Raw genomic sequence first — 23,855 nt, 5'->3', positions numbered from 1 at the left:
ATGCATAACAGCCTCGTCGCCGCTCTCGACATCGGCGGCACCAAGATCGCCGGCGCGCTGGTGGACGGCAACGGCGCGATTCTCCACCGCGCCCAGCGCCCCACCCCCGCCCACGACGACGGCGAGACGGTGATGCACGCGGTCGAGAGCGTCCTGGCCGAGCTGACGGCCTCACCGCTGTGGGCCCGGGCCACGGCGCTCGGCATCGGCAGCGCCGGCCCGGTCGACGCCTCCGCCGGTACGGTCAGCCCCGTCAACGTGCCCGGATGGCGCGAATTCCCCCTCGTCGAGCGGGTGTCGCACGCCGTCGGCCGCCACCTGCCCATCACCCTCGTCGGCGACGGCGTCGCCATGACCGCCGCCGAACACTGGCAGGGCGCCGCACGCGGCTACGACAACGCGCTGTGCCTGGTCGTCTCCACCGGCGTCGGCGGCGGCCTGGTGCTCGGCGGCAAACCGCACGCCGGACCGACGGGCAACGCCGGGCACATCGGCCACATCAGCGTCGACCTCGACGGCGACCTGTGCCCCTGCGGCGGGCGCGGCTGCGTCGAACGCATCGCCAGCGGACCCAACATCGCCCGCCGGGCGCTCGAGAACGGCTGGCGGCCCCGGCCCGGCGGAGACACGTCCGCCGCGGCCGTCGCGGAGGCGGCGCGCGCCGGCGACCCCGTCGCCACCGCCTCGTACGAACGCGCCGCCCAGGCGCTCGCCGCGGGCATCGCCGCCACCGCCACGCTCGTCGAGATCGAGATCGCCGTGGTCGGAGGGGGAGTGGCCGGGGCGGGCGACGTCCTCTTCGGCCCGCTGCGGCGTGCGCTGCGCGATTACGCCGCGCTCTCGTTCGTCCAGCGGCTGACCGTCGCGCCCGCGGTGACCGGCACGGACGCCGGGCTGGTGGGCGCGGCGGCCGCGGCGATGCTGGGGCGGGGGGAGACGGCGGTGCCGGCGGGGCGTGGCTGAATGGGCGTGGCCCGGTAGGGGGTGACGTCCCTGCGGGGGCGTGTCACCCTTGCGTGGCCCCGGTCCGGTGGCGGGTCGTCCGCGCGGGCGTGGCCCGGGGTGCGGGTGCGTTGCGCCCCTGCGGCGGGTACCGGCCGGGGCCTCTCGTGAGCGTGGCGGTCCTGGGGCGCGCCCGGCCCGGTCCGGTTGCGACGTTGCGCCCCTGCGGGGCGGGGCTGCGCCGGTGGTGGGTGCCGGGGGGCGGGGCCTCCGGAGGGGGTGCTCGGAATGGCTGTCCTCACCGCGCTGCGCGCGAGTTGCGACGCTTTATTTCCGGACACCCCCTCCTCCGCCCCCCTCCCGCCGGACGGGCTCTTTCGGGCCGTACCGGCCGTTGGTGGGGCACTTGTAGGTGGGCTCCGCCCGGGGAGGGACTACATACGCCGTAGCCGTCGGCACGGCTCGTGCTCGCCGTGCCTGCGCTCCGGGCTGTCGAGGAGGGCCGGGTGCCCCTCGCGAAGGCGGTTCGGCCCGTTCTCATGTCTCGTCCTCGACCCGCGCGGCACCAGGGCCGGGTCGCTGGAGCGGACCCGCTTGGACGCGGACGACGCCGGTGGCTACGACCCGGCGTCGGCCGGTCCGGTCGGCGGGCGCGGCGCGCCCGTCGGGCGGGTGTTTGCGGTAGGGCTTGTTTGAGTCTGTTGGGGAAGTCTGGTTCAAACCCTTGATGTTGGGTTGCAGCCCGCGGAGGCAACATGGCGCAGTTATCGATGTCCCGGCGGAGTCTGCTGAGGGGCGCGGCGGCCGGCGCCGGCGCCGTCGCGTTGCCCGCGGTGCTCGCGGCGTGCGGAGGCGGCCCCGGAGGCGACGGCAGAACCATTCGCCTGGGGTCCAACTCCTCGGACCCGGTACCGAAGAAGGCGTTCGCCGCCGCCTTCGCCGCCTACGAGAAGCAGTCGAAGGAAGGGCGGAAGGTCAAGGTCAACACCGTCGACCACAACACCTTCCAGGAGAACATCAACCGCTATCTCCAGGGCAAGCCCGACGACGTCTTCATGTGGTTCGCCGGCTACCGCATGCAGTTCTTCGCCAAGAAGGGACTGCTGCACGACATCAGTGACATCTGGGGCTCGTTCGAGGGCTTCTCGCCGGCGCTCGAGGCGCAGTCGACGGGCGAGGACGGCAAGCAGTACCTCACGCCGTACTACTACTACCCGTGGGCGGTGTTCCACCGGCGGAGCGTCTTCGAGGAGCGCGGCTACGAGGCGCCTCGGACCCTCGACGAATACATCGCGCTGGCCAGGCAGATGCGGAAGGACAAGCTCGTCCCCATCGCGTTCTGCGACAAGGACGGCTGGCCCGCGATGGGCACGTTCGACTACATCAACATGAGGACCAACGGATACGAGTTCCACCGGCGGCTGATGGCCGGTGAGGAGGCGTGGACCGGCAAGGCGGTCCGGGAGGTCTTCGACATCTGGCGCAGCCTGCTTCCGTACTGCCAGCCCGCGGCCAACGGACGTACCTGGCAGGAGGCCGCCACCAGCCTGCAGAAGAGGGAGACGGGGATGGCCGTCTTCGGACTCCCGCACCCCGGCCAGCAGTTCCCCGCGGAGGAACAGGGCGACATCGACTTCTTCCCGTTCCCGGTGATCAACCCGGAGCACGGCCAGGACGCCGTGGAGGCGCCCATCGACGGCTTCCTGCTGGCGAAGAAGTCCAAGTCCCTGAAGCAGGACAAGGTGATGGAGAGCGCCAAGGACCTGCTCGCGTGGCTGGCCACGGGCGAGGCGGAGGACATCTATCTCGCGGGCGACCCGAACAACATCGCCGTCAGCGACCGGGCCGACACCTCGAAGTACACCGCGATCCAGAAGAAGGCCGTGGAACTGGTCTCCGGCGCCAAACAGATCTCGCAGTTCCTGGACCGTGACACCCGGCCGGACTTCTCCTCGGTGGTGATGATCCCCGCCATCCAGAGCTTCATCAACGACCCGAAGGACGTGGACGGGCTGGTCAACGGCATCGAGCGGCAGAAGAAGACGATCTTCGCCGCCGACTGATGCCCACCGTGAGGGAACGGGAGGCACCGCCCGTGCCGACGAACACCGTCAAGCGACGGCGACGGTTCACCCGCCGCGACGCCGCGGTCATCGGAGTGCTGCTCGGCATACCGGTCCTGCTGGACGTCTTCGTCGTCTGGGGCCCGACACTCGCGTCCGTGGTGCTGTCCTTCACCAGCTGGGACGGCATCGGGGACATCTCCTGGGTCGGTACGGACAATTACGAGAACCTCTTCACCAACTATCCGGCCTTCTGGCCGGCCGTCCGCCACAACGTGCTCTGGCTGGCCTTCCTCGGGCTGGTGTCGACGCCGTTCGGACTGCTGCTCGCCGTACTCGTCGACCGGGGCGTGCGGTTCAGCCGCTTCTACCAGTCGGCCCTGTACATGCCGGTCGTCCTGTCCCTCGCCGTCGTCGGATTCATCGCCCAGCTCGTCTTCTCGCGCGACCAGGGCGCCCTCAACGCCGTCCTCGGGGGCGGCGGCAATCCCACCGACTGGCTCGGCGACCCCGACCTGAACATCTGGATGATCCTGCTGGCAGCGGCCTGGCGCCACACCGGATATGTGATGATCCTCTACCTCGCCGGGCTGAAGGCCGTCGATCCATCCCTCAAGGAAGCCGCAGCCATCGACGGCGCGAGCGGGACGCAGACCTTCTTCCGCGTCGTCCTGCCGACCCTGCGCCCCGTCAACATCATCGTCGGCGTCATCACGGTCATCGAGGCCCTGCGCGCGTTCGACATCGTCTACGCCGTCAACAAGGGCCGCAACGGCCTGGAACTGCTCTCCGTCCTCGTCACCGACAACATCATCGGAGAGGCGAGCCGGATCGGGTTCGGCTCGGCCATCGCCGTGGTTCTGCTGCTCGTGTCCATGGGGTTCGTCGTGACGTTCCTGGTCCAGGAGATGCGTGGGGAGAAGAACCGATGACCCTCGACACCGCTCCGCCGCCCAGCCGCACCCGGCCGGTGACGCCCGTACGGAGCCGTCGCGGTCCCGGCCGGTTCGGGGTGCACGTCTTCCTGATGGCCGTGTCGCTGGCCTTCCTGGCCCCGCTGATCCTCGCGGTGTACGCCTCCCTGAGACCGTACGAGGAGACCTCGGAGCACGGATACTTCTCCTGGCCGGACAACCTGTCCCTGGACTACTACCAACAGGCCTTCACCGACTCGGGGATGACGAAATACTTCGTCAACACCCTGATCATCGCCGTCCCCGGGGTGGTGCTGGCGCTCTTCTTCGCCTCGTTCGTCGCCTTCGCCGTCGCCCGGCTGCGGCTGCGTGGATCCATCGTGCTGCTCATGCTCTTCACCGCGGGCAACCTGCTGCCCCAGCAGGTCATCGTCACCCCGCTGTACGTACTGTTCAATCGCATCCCGCTGCCCTACTGGATGTCCGACTCGATGACGATGTTCGACTCGTACTGGGCCGTGGTGCTCGTGCAGACCGGCTTCCAGACCGGGTTCTGCGTCTTCGTTCTCGCCAACTTCATGCGCACCCTGCCGCAGGAGATCCTCGAGGCGGCGATCGTGGACGGCGCGGGGGTGTGGACCCAGTACTGGCGGGTCACGCTGCCGCTGTGCCGGCCCGCGCTCGCGGCGCTGGGCACGCTGCAGTTCACCTGGATGTACAACGACTTCCTGTGGGCGCTGGTCTTCATCTCCGACGGCGACAAGCTGCCCATCACCTCGGCGCTGAACAACCTGCGCGGCCAGTTCTTCACGGACTACAACCTGCTGGCGGCGGGATCCGTGATCGTGGCGCTCCCCACGCTCGTCGTCTTCCTGCTGCTCCAGCGCCACTTCATCGCCGGGCTCACGCTGGGCTCCACCAAAGGCTGAGCCCCGACGGCCGTCACCAGTCCCGCTCCGAGTTCTGCTGCTGCGGCACCACGACCAGGAACGCGTCCGAGTCCAGGTCCATCACGACCTCCGCGGCCAGACCCTCGTTCCTGCGGTGGCGGGCGTACTCCTCCGCCTGCCGACTGCCCCGCGGATCACCCGCCGGGAACTTCTCCAACACTGTGCGGCGCATGACGCACTCCCTCGTCTCTCCCGCTCCAACGACGGTCCCCGGCAGGTGTCACGGCCCGGCCACAGTTGGAGTGCCTGACCGGCCAACCGGTTCCGGTACCGGGTTTGCGTGGCAGGGTGTTGCGGGCAATCCACTGTGGGCTACGGAAGAGGGGGACCCGTGATCGTCTGGATCAACGGTGCGTTCGGAGCGGGCAAGAGCAGTACCGCACGCGAACTGATCGACCTGATCCCGAACAGCACACTGTTCGACCCCGAACTGATCGGCGCGGGCATGCGCCATCTGCTGCCGGCCAAGCGGCTGGCCGAGGTGGGCGACTACCAGGACCTGCCCATCTGGCGGCGGCTCGTGGTGGACACGGCGGCCGCCCTGCTGGCCGAGCTGGGCGGTGTGCTGGTGGCGCCCATGGCCCTGCTGCGCCAGGACTACCGTGACGAGATCTTCGGTGGCCTCGCCGCTCGCCGGATAGCGGTGCGGCATGTGCTGCTGGCACCTGCTGAAACGATTTTGCGCGAGCGGATAGCCGCCCGTGAAGCGTTCCCGGGCGACGCGGAGGAGAGCGAACGCGTCCGCCGGTGGGCCGTCGGGAACATCGAGCGGTATCAGGCCGCGCTCGGCTGGCTCGTGGGCGACGCGCACGTGATAGACAACAGCCGTGTCGGCGCCCGGGCGGTCGCCGCAGCCGTCGCCGAAGCCGTACGCACGGGCGCGGCAGCGGTCAGCGACATCGTCCAGACGCCCGAACCTGCGGCCGAGACCCTCGCCGCCGGTGTGCTGCTCTTCGACGCACACGACCGCGTGCTCCTCGTCGACCCGACGTACAAGCCAGGCTGGGAGTTCCCCGGCGGCGTCGTGGAGAGCGGCGAGGCACCCGCCCGCGCGGGCATGCGGGAGGTCGCGGAGGAACTCGGCATCGAACTGGCCGACGTGCCCAGGCTGCTCGTCGTCGACTGGGAGCCGCCCAAGCCGCCCGGCTACGGCGGACTGCGGCTGCTGTTCGACGGCGGCCGGCTCCCCGAGGGCGACGCCGGACGCGTACTGCTCCCCGGTTCCGAACTGCGCGGCTGGAAGTTCGCCACCGAACAGGAAGCGGCCGCCATGCTGCCGCCCAACCGTTACGAGCGGCTTCGCTGGGCGCTGCGCGCCCGCGAGCGGAGAACGGTCCTCAACCTGGAGGCGGGCGTCCCGGTCGGCGGCTCCTGACGGTCCACGTCCCCTGACGGTGGACGCCCGTGGTTCACCGCCCGTGATGGTGCCGGTGTGCTCGTCGGGGCCCCGCGGCCGGGAGGACCGGCGTGAGGCGACCTCGGCCGGCGCGTCGCACGACCATCGTGCCGCCGGCCGGCGGCCCTCAGACGGTGGCCGCCTCCGCCGCGGCCAGCAGCACCGCCGCCGAGTCCTCGGTGAGCGGCTCCCCGTGCCCGAAGCAGACCGTGGAGGGCGCGAGCGAGGCGAGGCGGCGCATCGACGCCACCGCCGCCGCCCGGTCCACGTTGAACACCCCCAGCATCACCTCGCCGACACCGGCGACGCAGTCACCCGTGAACAGCACCCCGTGGGCCGGTAGATGGAGGCCGATCGAGCCGTCGGTGTGCCCGGGGGAGTGCACCACCCGGGCACCGTCACCGAAGTCCAGCACGTCGCCGTCCTCCAGTTCGCGGTCCACCCGGGTGGGCGGCGCCGGCGGCACGGTCAGCCCGTGCTCGTACAACGGAAGCTCCCAGTCCAGCAGGACCGGTTCCGGCACCGGCCGCTCGCCCCGCACCACCGGGGCGTCCAGCCGGTGCGCGAGCACCTCGGCGCCGTACCGCTCCGCCAACTCCCCGGCCGCGCCCACATGGTCGCGGTGGCAGTGCGTCAGGACGATCCGCCGGACACGCGCCGGGTCCAGCCCGGCGCCGCGCAGCGCCTCCTCGATCAGGGGGGCGCAGCCCGCCTGCCCCGCGTCGACCAGCGTGAGATCGTCGCCGTCGCGCCACACGTACGCCTGGCCGATCGGGAAGCGGAACATGTGCAGCCGGGGCGACACCTGGATGAAGTCCATGCGGCGAACCTACGCAGGCGCACCGGCCCGCCGCACGCATCTCTGCTCTCGGCAGATCTGTGGAGGTCAGCTCCGCTTCGACCGGGCGTAGTTGCCGAGGAACAGCGCCTCCGTGACCGACATCCGCTCGAGCTCCGAGGGCGACACGCTCTCGTTGACGGCGTGGATCTGCGCCTCCGGCTCGCTCAGGCCGATCAGCAGGATCTCCGCCTCCGGGTACAGAGCGGCCAGCGTGTTGCACAGCGGGATCGAGCCGCCCATGCCCGAGGCCTGCATCTCCTCACCCGGGTACGCCACCTTCATCGCCTCGGCCATCGACGCGTACGCGGGGCTCGTCACATCCGCACGGAACGCCTGCCCCTGGCCGATCTGCTCGACCGCCACCCGCGCGCCCCACGGCGTGTGCGCCTCCAGGTGCGCGGTCAGCAGCTTGTTCGCCTCGGCCGCGTCCTGGCCCGGCGGAACCCGCAGGCTGATCAGCGCCCGCGCGGAAGCCTGGACCGACGGCGTCGCGCCGACCACGGGCGGGCAGTCGATGCCCAGCACGGTCACCGCGGGCCGGGCCCAGATCCGGTCGGCGATCGTGCCCTCGCCGATCAGACCCACCCCGTCGAGCACCTTGGCGTCCCTGCGGAAGTCCTCCTCCGGGTAGGCGAGCCCGTCCCACGTCGCGTCCGCCGCGAGCCCGTCCACGGTCGTCGAGCCGTCCTCGTCCCGCAGCGAGTCCAGTACCCGGATGAGTGCGGCCAGCGCGTCCGGGGCGGCGCCGCCGAACTGTCCGGAGTGCAGATTGCCTCCGAGGGTGTCGATCCGCACCCGCAGCAGCGTCATGCCGCGCAGACTCGCCGTGACCGTGGGCAGGCCGACACGGAAGTTGCCCGTGTCGCCGATGACGACGGCGTCCGCGGCCAGCAACTCGGGGTGGGCCTCGGCGTACTGCTCCAGACCGCCCGTGCCCTGCTCCTCCGAGCCTTCCACGATCACCTTGACGTTCACCGGCACGCCGCCGTTCGCCTTGAGGGCGCGCAGCGCGAGCAGGTGCATGATGAAGCCGCCCTTGCAGTCCGCGGCACCCCGTCCGTACCAGCGGCCGTCCCGCTCGGTCAGCTCGAACGGGGGCGAGATCCACGCCGCCTCGTCCAGCGGCGGCTGCACGTCGTAGTGCGCGTACAGCAGCACGGTCGGGGCGTCGGCCGGGCCGCGCAGGAAGCCGTAGACGGACTGCGTGCCGTCCGGCGTGTCCAGGAGAGCCACGTCCGTGAACCCCTCCGCAGTCAGGGCGCCCGCCACCCATGCGGCCGCTGCCTCGCACTCGCTTTTCGGGAACTGCGCCGGGTCCGCGACCGACTGGAACGCCACCAGCTCCGCGAGCTCCGCCTTGGCGCGGGGAAGCAGCGACGCGACGGTTTCTGCGATCGGTACGGCGGTCATGGGCACGCTCCTCGAGGGCACGACGTTGTGCGATGTGTGTACGGCGAATGTGTGGTCGATCCTCCCACAAGGGATGGGAGGCGACCGCGCCGTAGGATGCCGTCGAGAGCTTGGGCCACAGGTCGGATCGGGAGCAGAAGTACATCGTGAGCAGCGAGAACGATGCCACCGGAGCAGAGGCGGCAAATGAGCTTGGCGACCCCGTGTGGGACGTCGTCGTGGTCGGCGGAGGGCCCGCGGGGGCGTCGGCGGCCTACGCGGCGGCGGTGACCGGCCGCAGGGTGCTTCTGCTGGAGAAGGCCGAACTGCCCCGCTACAAGACGTGCGGCGGGGGGATCATCGGACCGTCCCGCGACAGCCTGCCGCCCGGCTTCGAACTGCCACTGCGTGACCGGGTGCACGCGGTGACCTTCTCGCTCAACGGCAGGCTGGCCCGCACCCGCCGCTCCAAGCGGATGCTCTTCGGGCTCATCAACCGCCCGGAGTTCGACGCCGGTCTCGTCGAGCAGGCACAGAAGGCCGGAGCGGTGCTGCGCACCGGCGCGACGGTGTCCCGCGTCGAACAGCACGGACCCGCCGTGCCGGACCGGCGCACGGTCGCCGTGGTGCTGTCCGACGGGGAGACCGTCCTGACGCGCGCGGTCGTCGGCGCCGACGGCAGTGCCGGCCGGATAGGCGCACATGTCGGTGTGAAGCTCGACCAGGTCGATCTCGGGCTCGAGGCGGAGATCCCCGTCCCGGCGACGGTCGCGGAGGACTGGGAGGGCCGGGTCCTCATCGACTGGGGTCCGATGCCCGGCAGTTACGGCTGGGTGTTCCCCAAGGGGCAGACACTGACGGTCGGTGTGATCTCGGCCCGTGGCGAAGGGGCCGCCACCAAGCGATATCTGGAGGACTTCATCGCCCGCCTCGGGCTCGCCGGCTTCGAGCCCGCGATCTCCTCCGGCCACCTGACGCGCTGCCGCAGCGACGACTCGCCGCTCTCCCGCGGCCGGGTCCTGGTCTGCGGCGACGCGGCCGGGCTCCTCGAGCCGTGGACGAGGGAAGGCATCTCGTTCGCGCTGCGCTCGGGACGGCTCGCGGGGGAGTGGGCCGTGCGGATCGCGGAGGCCCACGACGCCGTCGACGCGCGCAGGCAGGCGCTGAACTACGCGTTCGCCGTCAAGTCCGGGCTCGGCGTCGAGATGGCGGTCGGGCGGCGGATGCTGTCCGTCTTCGAACGGCGGCCGGGACTGCTGCACGCGGTCCTGACCGGCTTCCGGCCCGCATGGAAGGCGTTCGCGGACATCACCCGAGGGTCCACGACGCTGGCCGGCCTGGTGCGCACGCACCCGCTGGCACGGCGTGCGCTGGACGTCCTGGACAAGCGGGCGGCGTCGCAACTCACACCGTGAACACTCCCGGCCGGGCCCCGTGGCCCGGAGGGGTTCAGTCCCCGCGGGCGGTCCGGCCCCGGAGGGCGTCCGCCCCGGAGGGCGGTCCGGGTGCGCCAGGTGGCCCGGTCTGCGCACGCTCCGGCCGCGGCATGCGGCCCCGGCCAGGCCCTGAGAGTTGCCCCGGCCCCACTGTGAGGCTCGGTGCGTCGCCGGTCCGGTGCGTCGCCGGTCCGGTGTGTCGCCCCGGTCCGTCCGGGCGCGCCTCCGGCGCCGGGTGCGGCACGTGTCCGCGCTGTCAGCCGGTGACGGTGATCCGGAAGACGGGATGCCGGTGGGCCGCCGCGAGGAGCTCCTCGTCCGTGGACCGGGCGTCGACACCGTCGAAGAAGCGGCCGACCTCCCAGCCCCAGCGCTCGAGGTAGGTACGCAGCAGCTCCGGCTTCTGCTCGTCGGGCAGCTCCACCGCCGTGAACTGCTGCGTCTTCCGGCCGACCTTGAGCTGCCCGCCGCCCGCGGCGCGGAGGTTGCGGACCCATTGGGAGTGGCCACGGGCGGAGATCAGGTACGGGCCGCCGTCGTAGGGCAGCGGGTTGACGGGGATCGCGCGCCACTCCCCGCTGGTCCGGCCGCGTACGGAGAGCTCCGCCGTGCCCATGAGGCTGATGCCCCGGCGGGCGAGCCAGCCGACGGTGTTGTTCACGATCGTGTCGAACCGGTTGGGCTTGAAGTAGTGCGCCTGCGGCATGGCGTTCTCCCCTGTGCTGGACCGGTTCGTCCGGTGTCCCGAGTCGTGACCAATGCTTCCCTTCGAGAGCAGTGCTCTCGCTTGAGATCAGTGTGTACGCCTGGTGCCAGCAAAGCAAGAGCAGTGCTCTCGTTGTTGGCCGCTGCTCTGGAACGTGACAGAGTGTCCGCCATGAGCACCATCCGAGGGGCCAGGGAACGGGCCCGTACCGAGATCACCGCCGCCATCAAGGACGAGGCCCGCGCGCAACTCGCCGCAGAAGGCGCTGCCAAGCTCTCCCTCCGCGCCGTCGCCCGCGAACTCGGCATGGCCTCCTCCGCCCTCTACCGCTACTTCCCCAGCCGTGACGACCTGCTCACCGCCCTGATCGTCGACGCCTACGACTCCGCCGGTGCCGCGGCGGAGTCGGCCCTCGCCGCTGCCCCTCCCTCGGCCGGCCACTTCGCCCGCTGGACCGCGGCCTGTGCCGCCGTACGTGCCTGGGCCCTCGAGCACCCGCACGAGTACGCCCTTGTCTACGGCTCACCCGTCCCCGGCTACAGCGCACCCGAGGACACCATCGCCGCGGCCTCCCGCGTCCCGCTCGCGCTCGTCTCCGTGGTCCGCGACGCACACCGCACGCATGGTCTCGCGCTGCCGCCGCTGCCGGCCGGGCTGCGCGCGGAAGCGGAGCGCATGGCCGCGGACATCGCCCCCGACCTGCCGCCGCCCGTCGTCACCGCGATGGTCGCCGCCTGGTCGCACGTCTTCGGGACGATCTCCTTCGAGCTCTTCGGCCACTTCAACAACGTGGTCGTGGACCGGGAGGCCTTCTTCGAGCACACCGTCACCCAGATCGCCCACGAGGTGGGACTGCGCGCGGAGGCCGGCGGCCCGTCGTCGGTCAGCAGCGCCGGGGCCTGACGCGGTCCCCGCCCGCGCGGGCACGCAGCGCCGGAGCGCGACCCGCGCCCACGGATCCGGCCGGCTCCAGGACCGGCGCCGGATCCCGCCGGCCACACGAACCGGCGGGATCCGGCGCCGGCCGCGCGAACGGGCGGTGGCAACGCCCGCATGCGCAGACCGCACGTCGCGCCTCCCCGCACGTCGCGCCTCCCGCACGTCGCGCCCCCGTGCGCCGCCCGCACGCCGAGGCCGGCTCCCGGAGGCCGCCGCCCCACCGGTACGTACTCCCCAGGGAGTACACGTGACCGCCACGCCCGGCTGACGCCCTTGTGGACCGCGCCGGTCTAGCGTGGCCGTATGGAACAGCAGCGCAACCACGGAGGTCCGCCCTGGTCACGCGGCGGACCGCCGTGGTCCCGGGGCGGCCCGCCGTGGACGCGGGCCTTCGAGGACCGGCACGACAGCGCACGCATCCCATGGCTGTCGACCCTCGCCCTCGCCGTCTTCGTCATGGTCGGCACGGGCTTTGCCGCCGAGGGGCAGCAGGACACCCGCGAGCCGCTCGACGTGTTCGCGCGGGTCCTCCTCCTCGCCGGCACGGCGCTGCTTCTGCTGCGCAAGCGGTACCCCGTCGCCACCGTCTTCGGCGTCTGCGCCGTCGGGCTCGTCTACTTCGCCGCCGGCTATCCGTACGGGCCGGTCTTCCTCACCATCGTCGTCGCGTGCTTCGCCGCCATCGTCGCGGGGCACCGGCGCGCCGCCTGGTGGGCCATCGGCCTGCTCTGGGCCGGGCACCTGCTGATCGCGCACTGGCTGTACCGGTACCTGCCCCCGGCGGGTGACGACGCCGCGCCCTGGGGCCAAGAGGTGTTCATTACCGCCTGGGTGGCCGCGATCGTCGCCGCGTCCGAACTGGTGCGGGTACGGCGCGAGGTCTGGGCCCGGGAGCGGGCCGAGCGCGCCGCCGCGGAACGACGCCGGGCCGACGAGGAACGGCTGCGCATCGCCCGCGAACTCCACGACGTGCTCGCGCACTCGATCTCCGTCATCAACGTGCAGGCGGGGGTCGGCCTCGCGCTGCTCGACTCCGACCCGGAGCAGGCCCGCAGCGCCCTGACCACCATTAAGGCGGCGAGCAAGGAAGCCCTGGGAGAGGTACGCCAGGTCCTCGACACGCTCCGCACCCCCGGCGACGCTCCCCGCGCCCCCGCGCCCGGCCTCGACCGTCTGCCGGAACTGGTCGAGCAGGCCGCCGGCGCCGGCCTCACAGTCGACGTCGAGCGGGTCGGGGAACCGGCCGCACTCGCGCCCGGCACCGACCTGGCGGCCTTCCGCATCGTCCAGGAGGCACTGACCAACGTCGTGCGGCACTCCGGTTCACGCACCGCCCGCGTACGGATGGCGTACTCGCCCGGCAGGCTCACCCTCCAGGTCGACGACGAGGGGCCCGCGACCGGGTCCGACGCCGGCGGCAGCGGTAACGGCCTGATCGGTATGCGGGAGCGGGCCGGTGCGCTCGGTGGCACCATCGAGGCGGGTCCGCGGCCGGACGGCGGTTTCCGGGTCGTCGCCGACCTTCCCGTGCAGGCCAAGGAGACGCCGTGATCCGTGTAGTGCTCGCCGACGATCAGCTGCTGGTCAGGGCCGGTTTCCGGGCGTTGCTGGACGCCCAGCCCGACATCGAGGTCGCGGGCGAGGCGTCCGACGGTGAGGAAGCGGTGCGCCTGGTGGGCGAACTGCGCCCGGACGTGGTGCTGATGGACATCCGGATGCCGCTCATGGACGGCCTGGCCGCCACCCGCCGGATCACCGGAGACGAGCGCCTGGCGGACGTGAAGGTGGTCATGCTCACCACCTTCGAACTCGACGAGTACGTCTTCGAGGCCATCCGCTCGGGTGCCTCCGGCTTCCTGGTGAAGGACACCGAACCGGAGGAACTGCTTCGCGCGGTAAGGGCAGTGGTGGAGGGAGACGCGCTGCTGTCTCCCGGTGTGACGCGCCGTCTGATCGCCGAGTTCGCCGCCCGCTCCAAAGGGCCCGCAGAGGCTCAGGGGCTCGGCGAACTCACGGAACGGGAACGGGAGGTCATGGCCCTGGTCGGCATCGGCCTGTCCAACGAGGAGATCGCCCGCCGCCTGGTCGTCAGTCCACTCACCGCCAAGACGCACGTCAGCCGCACCATGGTGAAGCTCGGTGCCCGCGACCGGGCCCAACTGGTCGTCCTCGCCTACGAGTCGGGCCTGGTACGCCCCGGCTGGCTCGGCTGACGAACCGCGCGCCGCGCGGCAGGGGCCCACCTCCCGCACCGCCCGGAGAAGACCCCTCCGCGGCGAAATCCGGTACCTGGAGCGGCAGTGACCTGCGACGCTGAGCCCGTGACCGAGACGACCCCCTACGACGCCGACCGCGCCAGGTTCTCCCGCTCCGCCCTGGCCCGCCTGGTCCTCTGCGACCACGCCGTGGACGTTTCCAAGAGCGCCGAGGGCCTGGTTCCCACGGGCCATGACCCGGACACCGGCCCGGGCGGCCGGGTGAGCCAGGCGGCCCAGCTCGTCGAGCTCGCGGAACGCGCGCTCGCCTCGGCCGTGATCTACGAGCGCGAGCGCGGCAGTTCGTGGGGCGAGATCGCGTCGTACCTGGGCATCGGGGCCGAGGAAGCGGAAGAGCGCTTCGCCACGGACGTCGACCGTTGGAAGACGGCCTTCGAGGTGCCGTACCGACTCGACGAGACGGGCCGCAAACGTATCCCTCAACTGCCCACGGCGGCGTACGACCCCGTATGGGCGTGCAAGCACCTCGACCGCTGGGCGTACCTCCGGCACCTCGGTGTCAACGACCGGGACGCCGTGAGCTCGGGACTGGACACGGCCGCGCCCGAGTAGGGGCGGCTCCGGTCACGCCGTAGTGGCGTTCGTCGGAACGGGCTGCCGAGGCGCCGCACGACATCGTGTCCGCCACCGAGCTGCTCGTCGCCGCCGAGGTCATCGACATCATCGCCGCCGCGCTCGCGATCCGGTTCGTCCACAGACTCACCGCCCATGCAATGCGCCGCCGCGGCATCCCGGCCGCCCGCACCCCTCGTCCCGGCCCTCGTCCCTGACAAGGGCCGCCGGGGCGGCAGCCATCGCTGACCGCGACCGCCCCGGAGCGAGCGCCGGGACTACGACCAGGTGATGCCCGACTGCTCCCGCCACAGCCGCGCCAGCCCGGCGTCACCGGTGACGGACACGGCGTCGAGGGGAAGCCGGTTCCAGAGCGTCAGATACAGGCGCTCCGCGGTGCCGCTGACCTCGCAGTCGGCGGGTCCTTCCTCCGTGCGTCCGGTACGCGGCGGCTCCGGGGAGAGCCGTACGGTCCACACGTCGCCCGTGTCCGTGGCCCTGACCCGCAGCACCCTGGGCGTCTCGGTACGCACACGGCTCTTGCCGCGGGCGTGGAACGCCGACAGCAGTTCGTCGACGCCGTCCACGGCGAACTCCGGCGCGACGTCCCCCGGGTCGCCGCCGGCCGCGGACTGGGCGTCCGCGCGATGGACGGCCGTCTCATGGGCCTGCCGACGTGCCCAGAAGTGGAGCGGCGACGGCGCGGGCAGGAACGACCAGCAGCTCACGTCCGGCGGCGCCTCGCTGAGCGCGCCCACCAGCAGCCCGTGGCCCTCGCGGAACCATTCGAGCAGCTCGTCGCCGTCGAGGTCCGGTTCACCGCCGTCCGGGCGGTACTCGGTGCAGCCCTCCGCCACGAACACCGTCGCCCAGCGGTGCACCATTCCCGTGTGCCGCAGCAGGTGGCGCACCTGCCACGCCGGGCAGGTGGGCACAGCGGCGTCCGGCCCCGCCTCCTCGGCGGCGAGGGCCAGCAACTGGCCCTCCTGGACGAGCGACTTGATCAGGGCAGAGGTCTCCATGACGCCGATTGTGCCAGCGGACCGCCCGGCTCTCGAGAGGGCGCCGTCAGACATCGTGCGGGCGGGTGGCGCCCGTTGCCGCGGCGCCGCGGGCGCCGTACGCGATCGCCGCCGCGCAGGCAGCCAGTACGGCCACCGTCGTCAGCGCCACGGGCAGCGAGAACCAGTCGGCGAGGAAACCGATCGCGGGCGGGCCGAGCAGCATGCCGCCGTATCCGAGGGTCGACGCGGCGGCGACACCGCCGGGACCGGCGAGCTCACCGGCCCGTCCGACGGCCACGGGGAAGATGTTCGCCAGGCCCAGCCCCGCGACGGCGAAACCGGCCAGTGCCACCCACACCGAGCTCCCGAGGGCGCCGATCAGCATGCCGGCGGCGGCGGTCGCCCCGCCGAGGACGAGCGTTCGGGTCTGGCCGAACCGTTCGAGCATCGCCGTGCCGCTGAGCCGCCCGACGGTCATGGTCAGCGCGAACAGGGAGTAGCCCGCGGCGGCGAGACCCGGATGGGCGTTCAGGTCCTGCTCGAGGTGCAGCGCGCTCCAGTCGGCCATCGCACCCTCTCCGTACGCGGTGCACAGCGCGATGACGCCGAAGAGCACCACGAGCCGGCGGGTGCGGCCCTCGAGGCGGCGTGGCGCGGGGGACGCCGTCGGTGTCCCGGCCGTGGGTGCGGGGTGGCGGAGCAGTACCGGCCCGGCGACGGCGGTGACCAGGAGCCCGATGCCGGTGAGGGCGAGCAGGTGGACGGTGGGGGACAGCCCACCCGCGACGAGGCCGCCGAGGCCTGCGCCGAGCATGCCGCCGAGGCTGAACGCCGCGTGGAAGCCGGGCATGACGGGCCGTCGCATCGTCCTGACGAGGTCGACCGCGGCGCTGTTCATGGCGACGTTGATCCCGCCGTAGGCGGCACCGAAGACCAGCAGCACCAGGCCGAGCGCGAGCGCGGAGTGCGTGAGCGGCGGCAGGGCCATGCTCAGGGACAGCAGTACGGCGGCGGCGACGGTGACGGAGTGGCTGCCGAAGCGGCGGCAGAGCCGTCCGGTGAGGGTCATCGTGACGACGGCGCCGGCCGAGACCCCGAGCAGGGCGAGGCCGAGGTCGCTCGCGGACGAGCCGGTCTGCTGCTTGATCGCCGGGATGCGGACGACCCAGCCGGCGAAGAGGAAGCCGTCGAGGGCGAAGAAGACGGTGAGGGCGACGCGGAGGCGGGACAGGGAGACGGGGGCGGGGTCTCCGCCGGGTCCGCCCGGTACGACTGTCCGGAGTTTGTTTAGTAGCGGCACAAAGTGAGGATAGGGGGTGCGGCCGGTCCTTTCAAGGCGGCCGCATTCCCCGCGCGGCAGCGCTCGCACCTCCGGGATCATGGGAGACTCGCCTCCATGAACGGCAAGGCGACGACCACCCGGACGAGACTCGAGAGGGGCCGCAGCGCACTCGGCCCTGCCCTGGAGCTGGTTCACACCGGACGTGCGCCGACGCGTGCCGTGCTCACGGCCGAACTCGGCGTCACCCGCGCCACCGCCGGGGCCGTCGCGGCGGAACTGGAAGCGCTCGGCCTGATCCGCGTCGACTCCCGGCCAGGCGCGGCCGCCGGCTCGCAGGGCCGCCCCTCCCACCGGCTGTCCATCGACGACACCGGCCCGGTCGTCCTCGCCGCACAGGTGCACGCCGACGGATTCCGTGCCGCACTCGTCGGACTCGGCGGCCGGATCGTCGCCACCGCACCCGGCTGCGTCACCGTCCAGGCCGACCCCGCCCAGGTACTCGGCGAGGTCGTCGACGCGGGCGCCGAACTGCTGCGCCGCAGCGGCCGGCGCTGCGTCGGCGCCGGACTCGCCGTGCCGTCCGCCGTCGCGGAACCCGAGGGCACCGCGCTGAACCCGCTGCACCTGGCCTGGCCGGCCGGTGCTCCGGTACGGGAGATCTTCGCCGAGCGGGTGAGTACGGCGGGCATCACGGGACCTGCCTTCACCGGCAACGACGTCAACCTCGCGGCCCTCGCCGAGCACCGGCACGGCGCCGGCCGGGGCGCACAGCACCTGCTGTGCGTCGCCACCGGCCACCGCGGCGTCGGCGGCGCGCTCGTGCTCGACGGACGCCTGCACAGCGGCAGTTCCGGGCTGGCGCTCGAGGTCGGGCACCTCACGGTGAACCCGGAGGGCCGCCCCTGCCACTGCGGCAGCCGCGGCTGCCTGGACGTCGAGACGGACCCGCTCGCCTTCCTGACCGCGGCGGGCCGCAACCCCGGCCCGGAGGTCTCCCTGCTGCAACGGGCCAGGGACCTGCTCCGCGAGGAGTACGACGACCCCTCCGTGCGCGCCGCGGCGGAGGAGCTCATCGACCGTCTGGGGCTGGGGCTGGCGGGCCTCGTCAACATCCTCAACCCGGACCGCATCATCCTGGGCGGCCTGCACCGGGAACTGCTCGACGCCGACCCCGACCGGCTGCGGGCCGTGGTCGCCGACCGCAGCCTGTGGGGCAGGAGCGGCGGCGTCCCCATCCTGGCCTGCACCCTCGACCACAACAGCCTCGTCGGCGCGGCGGAACTGGCCTGGCAGCCGGTCCTCGACGACCCCTTGGGCGCGCTCGCCTGAGGGCACGGCGCGAAGGCGTCCGCCGCTTCCGCCGGGCAGGCGGGCGGAAGTCTGTCGGGCGCGCCTGCCCGACGGCACGGTCCGAAGGCCGTCGCCGGTCCGTGCGGCACGCGCCCGTCCGCCTGTCCTCGACCACCTCCTGGCGCGCTCGCCCGACGGCGCGGTCCGAAGGCGTCCGCCGCTTCCGTCACGCACGTGCGCGTCCGCCGGTCCGTGCGGCACGCGCGTCCGCCGTTCCGGTCCGGCTGCGTCCCCGGCCGGCGGAAGCCGGTCCGCGGGTCCGGTACGCCAGGAGCATCGGGCGGCCGCGGGCCGGGCCACCCGTCCGGAGGCACACCGGCCGGTTCGGCGGCGGTTTCGGGTAGGCCACGACATGTGAGCTACGACCCCGCCCACCCGCACCGTCTGATGCGCCTGTGGCGCAAGCTGGCCGAGTCGCCGCTCGGGGTCGGCTGGAGCCGTGGCCGCGGGCTCGAACTGATGCACCGTGCCATGGGCTTCGCCGCACTCGGCTTCCTGACGCTCGTGCCGCTGCTGATCGTCGTCGCGGCCACCGACCCGGCGAGCGGCCAGGGCTTCGCCCGGTGGATGAGCCAGGCGCTGGGGCTCGCGGAGTCCTCGCAGGACGAGGTGGAGCGGCTGTTCGGCCTGCCACGCCAGGCGCTGCAGCGGACCACGGCCTTCGGTCTCGCCGCGCTCGCCGTCTTCGGGCTCACGTTCGGCTCCGCCGTGCAGACCACGTACGAGAAGGTCTGGGACCTGCCCGCCGCCCGCTGGCACACGATGTGGCGGCATGTCGTGTGGCTGGGGATGCTGATCATCTACCTGATGATCTTCGTGAGCACCCCACTGCCGGGCGAGTCGCTGCTTTCGGCGGCGATCGGGGCCATCGGTGACCTCGCGGGCACGGTGCTGTTCTTCTGGGCGTCCCAGCGGGTCCTGCTCTGCGGACGGGTCCGCTGGCGGGCCCTCCTGCCGGGGGCCGTCGCGACCGCCATCGCCCTGCTCGGGCTGCGGGTCTTCTCCCAGCTTGTCTTCTCCCCGCTGATCGCGTCGAACGCGGTGACCTACGGCCCGTTCGGCACGGTTCTCGTGGTCCAGTCCTGGCTCGTAGGGGTCGGGGTGGTCGTCTACGGCGGCGCGATCGCGGGGCGCATCGGCCACGAGATGTGGACGAGGCGGCATCTGGCGCGCAGGCGCGGGGGGCCGCACGGGCGGCAGGGCCCGCCGCATCGGTGATCACCAGTGTCTGCCGCGCCGCAGCGCCGCGCGCTGCGGCTGCGAGAGGTGCAGCACCTCGTAGCGGTCGCCGTCGGCTCCCGGCCGGTCGTCGGCCCAAAGCGTGACGTGGAGGAGCTCCCAGTGGTGCGGGTCGACGGCGAGCGCGGCGCAGACGACGCCGTCCAGCGCGGCGAGCCGCTCCGTCTCCCGCACGGCCTCGCCCACCAGCGGGGCGGGTGCGGCGCCCGGGGCCAGTGCGAGGCGCCGCCGGACGGCGGTGCGCGGGCGGCGCCCTGCGGCGGGGCCCTCGTAGTAGGCGAGTCCGGTGAAGTGCCGCACCTCGGGCCGTCCGAAGTCGTCGACGATGCCCTGGAACCCGGGGCCCCACAGGAATCGGTTCATCCCCTCCGGCGCCGCCCAGAGGTACAGCGGCGCGTACTGGTTCACCGGCGAGTCCGCGACGCGTTCCCGCACCAGGTAGGCCTTGAGCCCCAGGCCGGGGAAGTCGTCGAGCAGATGTCCTCGTGTCGCGACCCGTTCGCGGATGACGCCCATGTCGTAGTCGGCGGGAAGTGTGATCTCGTACTGCATCATGTGCACGCCGCACTCACCTCCTGTCCGCGGCGGAGGACTTCAGCAGGCTGAGCAGTCCCCTCACTCCGGCGTCGAAGGCGGCAGGAGAGCCGGAAGCGCGGGCCAGTACGTAGCCGCCCTGGACGGTGGCGACGATCGTCGCGGCGATGTCGGCCGGGACGAGGGCCGGGTTCAGCTCGCCACGTTCCCCGCCCTCCTCGACGATCGACGCCAGCCGCCCGCGCAGCCAGTCGAGCGTCTCGTCGACCGGTGCCCGCAGCCGGTCGTCCGCGATGACGTCCGGGTCCATGGTCAGCCGGCCGACGGGACACCCGCGCAGCACGTCCCGCTCGCGCAGCAGGTAGCCGACGATGCGCTCGTACGCGGTGCCCGGTCCGTCGAGTGAGGCCGCCGCGGCCGCCCTCATCTCGTCGGCGGTGCGCCGCACGGCGGCCAGCGCGAGGTCCGGCTTGCCCGCGAAGTGGTGGTACATGCTGCCCTGGCCGGCACCCGCGAGCTGCTGGATCGCCTTGGGACTGGTGCCCACGTAACCGCGTTCCCACAGCAACTCGCGAGTGGCCTCGATCAGCCGCTCGGAAGTACTCATGAGGCCACTGTACATACCAGTAGGTACAGAAGGGAACGTCGATGGAAGAAGCCGCGCGGACGCCGCGTACTCCGCGGGTGGTAGGCACACTGCCGCCGGCCGTACGACGACTCGTACCCCCTGTCGGCGGGAGCCTCGAAGCGAACAAGGAAACGCCCCATCGCCCCCGAGGAGTGATCGAGATGAACGCGCTCGCCTACGACGGACCCGGCCCGTGGATCCTGTTCTTCCCGCTGATCTGGGCGGCCGTCGTCGTCGGAGCCGTCACGGTCCTGCGCCGCACGGGCGTCTGGCGCGGCCGTCCCGCGCGGTGGCAGGGCACCCGCCCGCCGATCGCCGAGAGTTCGCCCATTGCCGCCCTGGGCCGCCGTTTCGCGGCAGGCGAGATCGACGAGGAGGAGTACTGGCGGCGCCTGTCGGTCCTGGAGGAGCAGTTCGGCCGCGCGCCCAAGGACGGTGCATGACCGGCACCGTCACCACCGGGCCGGACACGGCCCGCGGCCGATCGCCGCCGCACTCATGAAGGCGCGCCGAGGTGCGCGCGACCCCCTGTCCGTCCGGTCAGCCGGCTACGGCCGACCGGGCGGCAGCCGTCTCCGTCTCCGGTACGACCGGAAGGATCTCGGCCTCTGGTGCACCGGTGAACGGGCCGATGGTCGTCGCCCCGTAGACCGCCGCCCGGGGCGGCATGGCTACGGCGGGGCAGGAGGCCGGAAGCGTGAACCAGACGACCTTGCCGCTGTCGCCCTGTGGTCGCACGCCCCAGCTCTCGCTCATGGCGGCCACCAGCGCGAGGCCCCGTCCCGATGTGGCGGACGCCCCTGGCCTTCGGACGGTCGGCATCCGCGGATCGTGGTCGTGGACGGACACCGTGAGCCGGTCGAGCAGCAGCTCGACGTCCACGGTGCACATCTTGTCCGGCTGAGCATGCCGGTGGACATTGGTCAGCAGCTCGGTGACGCCCAGCGCCGCCTGGTCGATCAAAGGATCGAGATGCCAGTAGCGCAGTTGCGCCGAGATGATTCTGCGGACCTGACCGATCCGCGACGGCAGGGCCTGGAGCTCCACCGTGCAGTGCCTGCTTGGCTGGCTGATCACGGCTGCGACTCCCCGAAATAGTCCGGAAGAAGACGAGAAAAGCGATCCAGCAGTCGGCCGACCTGCTGATCAGACCGGCGGGGCTGGATCGCAGCGTAACCGCCGGTGCACCCTGAGTGATGTGGAACCAGCGTGGACCATCGCTGAGGGGCCCGCAACTTACGGGACTTCCGCGCGTCTCAGCGCTCGGAACCGCCTGCTCCGCGCACCGCTTCGAGGAAACGCCCGGCCAGGGCGCGGGCATCGGGCCGTCGGCTGCGCTGCCCCATGGTCAGCCGGTACCGCTTGCCGTTGAGCGTCGCCACCGTGCTGTCGTCCCCCGCGAACCACGGCCGTCCCGCGGTGACCGCACGCACGGGTGCGCTCTCGATCACCCGGCCGTAACTGGTCATCAGCGCCAGCCTGCCGTCCTTGATCAGCACCTGTCCGGCCCGGGTGAGCGAGCGTGGCCAGCGCTCGATACGCACCCCCGTGGCGCTGAATTCCGGCTCTGCCATGGCCATTGCGTCCGCCCCCTTTGCAGCGACTCTCCTGGAAGTGTGCACAACTCGCGCCGTGCACACCAGTACGCCCGGCGCAGTCACGCCACAAGCAGCGCCTATGGATACCCAAAGCGAACGTTTACGCAGGTGGCGGGCTTACTGTTGCCGGTGTGGCCGGATGACGGCACCGAGGACCGCAGACGGAGGGCGACGTTATGAACAGCACCGGGCAGCAGCAGGCACCGGGTGCGCCGGCCGTGACCGTCGACGTCGACCGCAGCGATCCCCACTACCGGGCTTGGCTCAAAGAGGCCGTACGCAAGGTCCAGGCCGACGCCAACCGGTCCGCCGACACGCACCTGCTGCGCTTCCCGCTGCCCGAACAGTGGGGGATCGACCTCTACCTCAAGGACGAGTCCACCCACCCCACCGGCAGCCTCAAGCACCGGCTGGCCCGCTCGCTGTTCCTGTACGGGCTCTGCAACGGTTGGATCAGACCCGGCAAGCCCGTCATCGAGGCGTCCAGCGGCTCGACCGCCGTCTCCGAGGCGTACTTCGCCAAGCTGATCGGCGTGCCCTTCGTCGCCGTCATGCCACGCACCACGAGTGCCGAGAAGATCCGCCTCATCCAGTTCCACGGCGGGCAGTGCCACTTCGTCGACGATCCGCGCCGGATGTACGAGGAGTCCGCCGCGCTCGCCGAGCGCACCGGCGGCCACTACATGGACCAGTTCACCTATGCCGAACGGGCCACGGACTGGCGCGGCAACAACAACATCGCCGAGTCGATCTACCAGCAGCTGCGCCTCGAGCGCTATCCGGAACCGGCCTGGATCGTCGCGACCGCCGGGACCGGAGGCACCTCGGCGACCATCGCCCGCTACGTGCACTACATGCAGCACGACACCCGCATCTGCGTCCCCGATCCGGAGAACTCCTGCTTCTTCGACGGCTGGACCCACGGCGACCCCCGGGCCAGCAGCGACTGCGGCTCGCGGATCGAAGGCATCGGCCGGCCCCGCATGGAGCCCAGTTTCGTGCCGGGAGCCATCGACCGGATGATGAAGGTGCCGGACGCGGCCAGCGTCGCCGCCGTACGGGCCCTGGAACAAGCCATCGGGCGCAAGGCGGGCGGCTCGACCGGTACCGGGCTGTGGAGCGCGTTCAAGATCGTTTCGGAGATGGTGGCCGCGGGCGAGAAGGGCAGCGTCGTCACCCTCATCTGCGATCCGGGCGACCGCTATCTCGACAAGTACTACTCGGACGGCTGGCTCGCCGAACAGGGGCTGGACATCCACCCGTACACGGTCGCCATCGAGGAGTTCCTCGCCGGCGGCGTCTGGCCCTGCTGACCGGCCGGAATCGAGGGTCAGCCGGTGGAGCGGCCCAGCCGGCGGTCCAGATTGCGCATCGCGTCCTTGATAGCGCGCCCCAGCCCGGGACGGCCCAGGCGCAGCACGATCCGCAGCGGCGCGGGGCCGTCGGCCGCGAACGTCCACTGCACCCGGGAGCCGGTCGGCGTCGGGGCGATCCGCCACTCCTCCAACAGGGCCCGCAGCCCAGGGGCGTTGGTCTGGTCGACGCGATAGGCGTAGCGGGTGTCGGGCTCCCGCGCGAGGACCGTCTCCGTGAACACCGTGCCGCCCTTGAGCCTGATCTCGCGGCCCGCGCCGTCGTCCACGGGCCGGGCCGCGGTCACCGCGGTGAACCATTCGGGCCAGCCGGCGACATCGTCGGCGAGTGCCGCGTACAACGCCTGCGGCGACGCCGTGAGATGCGCGGTGAAGACCAGACGCAGCGGTGCGCTCTCCACGAACTCCAGGTCTACGGGGCGGAGTTGACGTGCCATGGGAGT

General features: G+C 72.0%; 26 protein-coding genes. 15 read left to right on the top strand and 11 right to left on the bottom strand.

Features of this window, described 5'->3' with window-relative positions; all coding sequences use genetic code 11:
• From ACTMTU_RS25785 to ACTMTU_RS25770, 4 genes are all read left to right on the top strand, one after another.
• On the top strand, positions 1 to 963 hold the full coding sequence (locus ACTMTU_RS25785) for an ROK family protein (protein ID WP_441265830.1): 963 nt from the start codon (positions 1 to 3) through the stop codon (positions 961 to 963).
• A 749-nt stretch (positions 964 to 1,712) separates the two neighbouring features.
• The gene (locus ACTMTU_RS25780) at positions 1,713 to 3,005 is read left to right on the top strand and encodes an ABC transporter substrate-binding protein (protein WP_441265993.1); all 1,293 of its coding nucleotides are present in this window, start codon (positions 1,713 to 1,715) and stop codon (positions 3,003 to 3,005) included.
• Complete coding sequence (locus ACTMTU_RS25775; RefSeq protein ID WP_441265829.1) at positions 3,005 to 3,937, top strand: carbohydrate ABC transporter permease; 933 nt, start codon at positions 3,005 to 3,007, stop codon at positions 3,935 to 3,937. Before ACTMTU_RS25780 ends, ACTMTU_RS25775 begins: the two co-directional genes overlap by 1 nt.
• Entirely contained in the window at positions 3,934 to 4,848 is a 915-nt protein-coding gene (locus tag ACTMTU_RS25770) for a carbohydrate ABC transporter permease (protein WP_441265828.1), read from the top strand. Before ACTMTU_RS25775 ends, ACTMTU_RS25770 begins: the two co-directional genes overlap by 4 nt.
• 13 nt (positions 4,849 to 4,861) lie before the next feature.
• Here the strand turns inward: ACTMTU_RS25770 and ACTMTU_RS25765 are convergent, their stop codons facing one another.
• On the bottom strand, positions 4,862 to 5,041 hold the full coding sequence (locus tag ACTMTU_RS25765) for a hypothetical protein (RefSeq protein WP_441265827.1): 180 nt from the start codon (positions 5,039 to 5,041) through the stop codon (positions 4,862 to 4,864).
• Between the two features lie 159 nt (positions 5,042 to 5,200).
• On the opposite strand from ACTMTU_RS25765, the gene ACTMTU_RS25760 reads away from it, so the two are divergent.
• Positions 5,201 to 6,244, top strand: a complete 1,044-nt coding sequence (locus tag ACTMTU_RS25760; protein WP_441265826.1) for an NUDIX domain-containing protein — start codon at positions 5,201 to 5,203, stop codon at positions 6,242 to 6,244.
• Between the two features lie 148 nt (positions 6,245 to 6,392).
• On the opposite strand, the gene ACTMTU_RS25755 is transcribed toward ACTMTU_RS25760, so the two are convergent.
• Together ACTMTU_RS25755 and ACTMTU_RS25750 are read right to left on the bottom strand one after the other, a co-directional pair.
• Positions 6,393 to 7,085 carry an MBL fold metallo-hydrolase gene (locus tag ACTMTU_RS25755; protein ID WP_441265825.1) on the bottom strand — a complete coding sequence of 231 codons (693 nt, stop codon included), beginning with the start codon at positions 7,083 to 7,085 and terminating at the stop codon, positions 6,393 to 6,395.
• A 66-nt stretch (positions 7,086 to 7,151) separates the two neighbouring features.
• Positions 7,152 to 8,516, bottom strand: a complete 1,365-nt coding sequence (locus ACTMTU_RS25750; RefSeq protein ID WP_441265824.1) for a dipeptidase — start codon at positions 8,514 to 8,516, stop codon at positions 7,152 to 7,154.
• A 146-nt stretch (positions 8,517 to 8,662) separates the two neighbouring features.
• Here ACTMTU_RS25750 and ACTMTU_RS25745 point away from each other — a divergent pair, with 146 nt between their 5' ends.
• Positions 8,663 to 9,910, top strand: coding sequence for a geranylgeranyl reductase family protein (locus ACTMTU_RS25745; RefSeq protein ID WP_441265823.1), 1,248 nt, complete (start codon positions 8,663 to 8,665; stop codon positions 9,908 to 9,910).
• A 277-nt stretch (positions 9,911 to 10,187) separates the two neighbouring features.
• Here ACTMTU_RS25745 and ACTMTU_RS25740 read toward each other — a convergent pair whose 3' ends face one another.
• Positions 10,188 to 10,637 carry a nitroreductase family deazaflavin-dependent oxidoreductase gene (locus tag ACTMTU_RS25740; RefSeq protein ID WP_441265822.1) on the bottom strand — a complete coding sequence of 150 codons (450 nt, stop codon included), beginning with the start codon at positions 10,635 to 10,637 and terminating at the stop codon, positions 10,188 to 10,190.
• A 171-nt stretch (positions 10,638 to 10,808) separates the two neighbouring features.
• Here ACTMTU_RS25740 and ACTMTU_RS25735 point away from each other — a divergent pair, with 171 nt between their 5' ends.
• The 5 genes from ACTMTU_RS25735 (at position 10,809) to ACTMTU_RS25715 (ending at position 14,622) form a co-directional block, all read left to right on the top strand.
• On the top strand, positions 10,809 to 11,540 hold the full coding sequence (locus tag ACTMTU_RS25735; RefSeq protein ID WP_441265821.1) for a TetR/AcrR family transcriptional regulator: 732 nt from the start codon (positions 10,809 to 10,811) through the stop codon (positions 11,538 to 11,540).
• Positions 11,541 to 11,879: 339 nt separating this feature from the next.
• Positions 11,880 to 13,127, top strand: a complete 1,248-nt coding sequence (locus ACTMTU_RS25730; RefSeq protein ID WP_441265820.1) for a histidine kinase — start codon at positions 11,880 to 11,882, stop codon at positions 13,125 to 13,127.
• On the top strand, positions 13,124 to 13,789 hold the full coding sequence (locus tag ACTMTU_RS25725) for a response regulator (protein WP_441265819.1): 666 nt from the start codon (positions 13,124 to 13,126) through the stop codon (positions 13,787 to 13,789). Before ACTMTU_RS25730 ends, ACTMTU_RS25725 begins: the two co-directional genes overlap by 4 nt.
• Before the next feature lie 108 nt (positions 13,790 to 13,897).
• Entirely contained in the window at positions 13,898 to 14,404 is a 507-nt protein-coding gene (locus tag ACTMTU_RS25720; protein ID WP_441265818.1) for a hypothetical protein, read from the top strand.
• A gap of 65 nt (positions 14,405 to 14,469) precedes the next feature.
• Positions 14,470 to 14,622 (top strand): hypothetical protein, encoded by a 153-nt coding sequence (locus tag ACTMTU_RS25715; protein ID WP_441265817.1) that lies wholly within the window; start codon positions 14,470 to 14,472, stop codon positions 14,620 to 14,622.
• Positions 14,623 to 14,682: 60 nt separating this feature from the next.
• Here the strand turns inward: ACTMTU_RS25715 and ACTMTU_RS25710 are convergent, their stop codons facing one another.
• Entirely contained in the window at positions 14,683 to 15,426 is a 744-nt protein-coding gene (locus ACTMTU_RS25710) for a maleylpyruvate isomerase family mycothiol-dependent enzyme (protein ID WP_441265816.1), read from the bottom strand.
• 46 nt (positions 15,427 to 15,472) lie between these two features.
• Entirely contained in the window at positions 15,473 to 16,708 is a 1,236-nt protein-coding gene (locus tag ACTMTU_RS25705; protein ID WP_441265815.1) for an MFS transporter, read from the bottom strand.
• A gap of 96 nt (positions 16,709 to 16,804) precedes the next feature.
• Between ACTMTU_RS25705 and ACTMTU_RS25700 the strand changes: the two genes are divergently transcribed.
• Together ACTMTU_RS25700 and ACTMTU_RS25695 are read left to right on the top strand one after the other, a co-directional pair.
• Positions 16,805 to 18,019: an ROK family protein gene (locus tag ACTMTU_RS25700; protein ID WP_441265814.1), complete on the top strand. Its 1,215-nt coding sequence runs from the start codon at positions 16,805 to 16,807 to the stop codon at positions 18,017 to 18,019.
• A 408-nt stretch (positions 18,020 to 18,427) separates the two neighbouring features.
• The gene (locus ACTMTU_RS25695; protein ID WP_441265992.1) at positions 18,428 to 19,258 is read left to right on the top strand and encodes a YhjD/YihY/BrkB family envelope integrity protein; all 831 of its coding nucleotides are present in this window, start codon (positions 18,428 to 18,430) and stop codon (positions 19,256 to 19,258) included.
• On the opposite strand, the gene ACTMTU_RS25690 is transcribed toward ACTMTU_RS25695, so the two are convergent.
• Both ACTMTU_RS25690 and ACTMTU_RS25685 read right to left on the bottom strand, forming a co-directional pair.
• Positions 19,259 to 19,840 (bottom strand): DUF4865 family protein, encoded by a 582-nt coding sequence (locus ACTMTU_RS25690; RefSeq protein WP_441265813.1) that lies wholly within the window; start codon positions 19,838 to 19,840, stop codon positions 19,259 to 19,261.
• A 7-nt stretch (positions 19,841 to 19,847) separates the two neighbouring features.
• Positions 19,848 to 20,435, bottom strand: a complete 588-nt coding sequence (locus ACTMTU_RS25685; RefSeq protein WP_441265812.1) for a TetR/AcrR family transcriptional regulator — start codon at positions 20,433 to 20,435, stop codon at positions 19,848 to 19,850.
• Between the two features lie 167 nt (positions 20,436 to 20,602).
• On the opposite strand from ACTMTU_RS25685, the gene ACTMTU_RS25680 reads away from it, so the two are divergent.
• The gene (locus ACTMTU_RS25680) at positions 20,603 to 20,884 is read left to right on the top strand and encodes an SHOCT domain-containing protein (RefSeq protein WP_441265811.1); all 282 of its coding nucleotides are present in this window, start codon (positions 20,603 to 20,605) and stop codon (positions 20,882 to 20,884) included.
• Between the two features lie 97 nt (positions 20,885 to 20,981).
• Here the strand turns inward: ACTMTU_RS25680 and ACTMTU_RS25675 are convergent, their stop codons facing one another.
• Both ACTMTU_RS25675 and ACTMTU_RS25670 read right to left on the bottom strand, forming a co-directional pair.
• Complete coding sequence (locus ACTMTU_RS25675) at positions 20,982 to 21,518, bottom strand: ATP-binding protein (protein WP_441265810.1); 537 nt, start codon at positions 21,516 to 21,518, stop codon at positions 20,982 to 20,984.
• 179 nt (positions 21,519 to 21,697) lie between these two features.
• A complete protein-coding gene (locus tag ACTMTU_RS25670; protein WP_005320591.1) occupies positions 21,698 to 22,021 on the bottom strand; it encodes a hypothetical protein in 324 nt (107 codons plus the stop codon).
• A gap of 194 nt (positions 22,022 to 22,215) precedes the next feature.
• Between ACTMTU_RS25670 and ACTMTU_RS25665 the strand changes: the two genes are divergently transcribed.
• Positions 22,216 to 23,352 carry a PLP-dependent cysteine synthase family protein gene (locus tag ACTMTU_RS25665; RefSeq protein ID WP_441265809.1) on the top strand — a complete coding sequence of 379 codons (1,137 nt, stop codon included), beginning with the start codon at positions 22,216 to 22,218 and terminating at the stop codon, positions 23,350 to 23,352.
• Between the two features lie 17 nt (positions 23,353 to 23,369).
• On the opposite strand, the gene ACTMTU_RS25660 is transcribed toward ACTMTU_RS25665, so the two are convergent.
• Entirely contained in the window at positions 23,370 to 23,849 is a 480-nt protein-coding gene (locus ACTMTU_RS25660; protein ID WP_441265808.1) for an SRPBCC family protein, read from the bottom strand.
• Positions 23,850 to 23,855 lie beyond the last annotated feature (6 nt).

Origin of the sequence: Streptomyces sp. OZ13 (assembly GCF_052068155.1) — a bacterium.
In the GTDB taxonomy this organism is placed as follows: Bacteria; Actinomycetota; Actinomycetes; order Streptomycetales; family Streptomycetaceae; genus Streptomyces.
This window is presented reverse-complemented; position numbering and strand designations above follow the sequence as displayed.

Coding starts and splice junctions, on each gene's coding strand:
- ACTMTU_RS25680 (WP_441265811.1), top strand. CDS start 20,603: ATGAACGCGCTCGCCTACGACGGACCCGGCCCGTGGATCCTGTTCTTC.
- ACTMTU_RS25750 (WP_441265824.1), bottom strand. CDS start 8,516: ATGACCGCCGTACCGATCGCAGAAACCGTCGCGTCGCTGCTTCCCCGC.
- ACTMTU_RS25775 (WP_441265829.1), top strand. CDS start 3,005: ATGCCCACCGTGAGGGAACGGGAGGCACCGCCCGTGCCGACGAACACC.
- ACTMTU_RS25665 (WP_441265809.1), top strand. CDS start 22,216: ATGAACAGCACCGGGCAGCAGCAGGCACCGGGTGCGCCGGCCGTGACC.
- ACTMTU_RS25695 (WP_441265992.1), top strand. CDS start 18,428: ATGCGCCTGTGGCGCAAGCTGGCCGAGTCGCCGCTCGGGGTCGGCTGG.
- ACTMTU_RS25700 (WP_441265814.1), top strand. CDS start 16,805: ATGAACGGCAAGGCGACGACCACCCGGACGAGACTCGAGAGGGGCCGC.
- ACTMTU_RS25740 (WP_441265822.1), bottom strand. CDS start 10,637: ATGCCGCAGGCGCACTACTTCAAGCCCAACCGGTTCGACACGATCGTG.
- ACTMTU_RS25765 (WP_441265827.1), bottom strand. CDS start 5,041: ATGCGCCGCACAGTGTTGGAGAAGTTCCCGGCGGGTGATCCGCGGGGC.
- ACTMTU_RS25735 (WP_441265821.1), top strand. CDS start 10,809: ATGAGCACCATCCGAGGGGCCAGGGAACGGGCCCGTACCGAGATCACC.
- ACTMTU_RS25755 (WP_441265825.1), bottom strand. CDS start 7,085: ATGGACTTCATCCAGGTGTCGCCCCGGCTGCACATGTTCCGCTTCCCG.
- ACTMTU_RS25730 (WP_441265820.1), top strand. CDS start 11,880: ATGGAACAGCAGCGCAACCACGGAGGTCCGCCCTGGTCACGCGGCGGA.
- ACTMTU_RS25670 (WP_005320591.1), bottom strand. CDS start 22,021: ATGGCCATGGCAGAGCCGGAATTCAGCGCCACGGGGGTGCGTATCGAG.
- ACTMTU_RS25780 (WP_441265993.1), top strand. CDS start 1,713: ATGTCCCGGCGGAGTCTGCTGAGGGGCGCGGCGGCCGGCGCCGGCGCC.
- ACTMTU_RS25710 (WP_441265816.1), bottom strand. CDS start 15,426: ATGGAGACCTCTGCCCTGATCAAGTCGCTCGTCCAGGAGGGCCAGTTG.
- ACTMTU_RS25685 (WP_441265812.1), bottom strand. CDS start 20,435: ATGTACAGTGGCCTCATGAGTACTTCCGAGCGGCTGATCGAGGCCACT.
- ACTMTU_RS25660 (WP_441265808.1), bottom strand. CDS start 23,849: ATGGCACGTCAACTCCGCCCCGTAGACCTGGAGTTCGTGGAGAGCGCA.
- ACTMTU_RS25785 (WP_441265830.1), top strand. CDS start 1: ATGCATAACAGCCTCGTCGCCGCTCTCGACATCGGCGGCACCAAGATC.
- ACTMTU_RS25770 (WP_441265828.1), top strand. CDS start 3,934: ATGACCCTCGACACCGCTCCGCCGCCCAGCCGCACCCGGCCGGTGACG.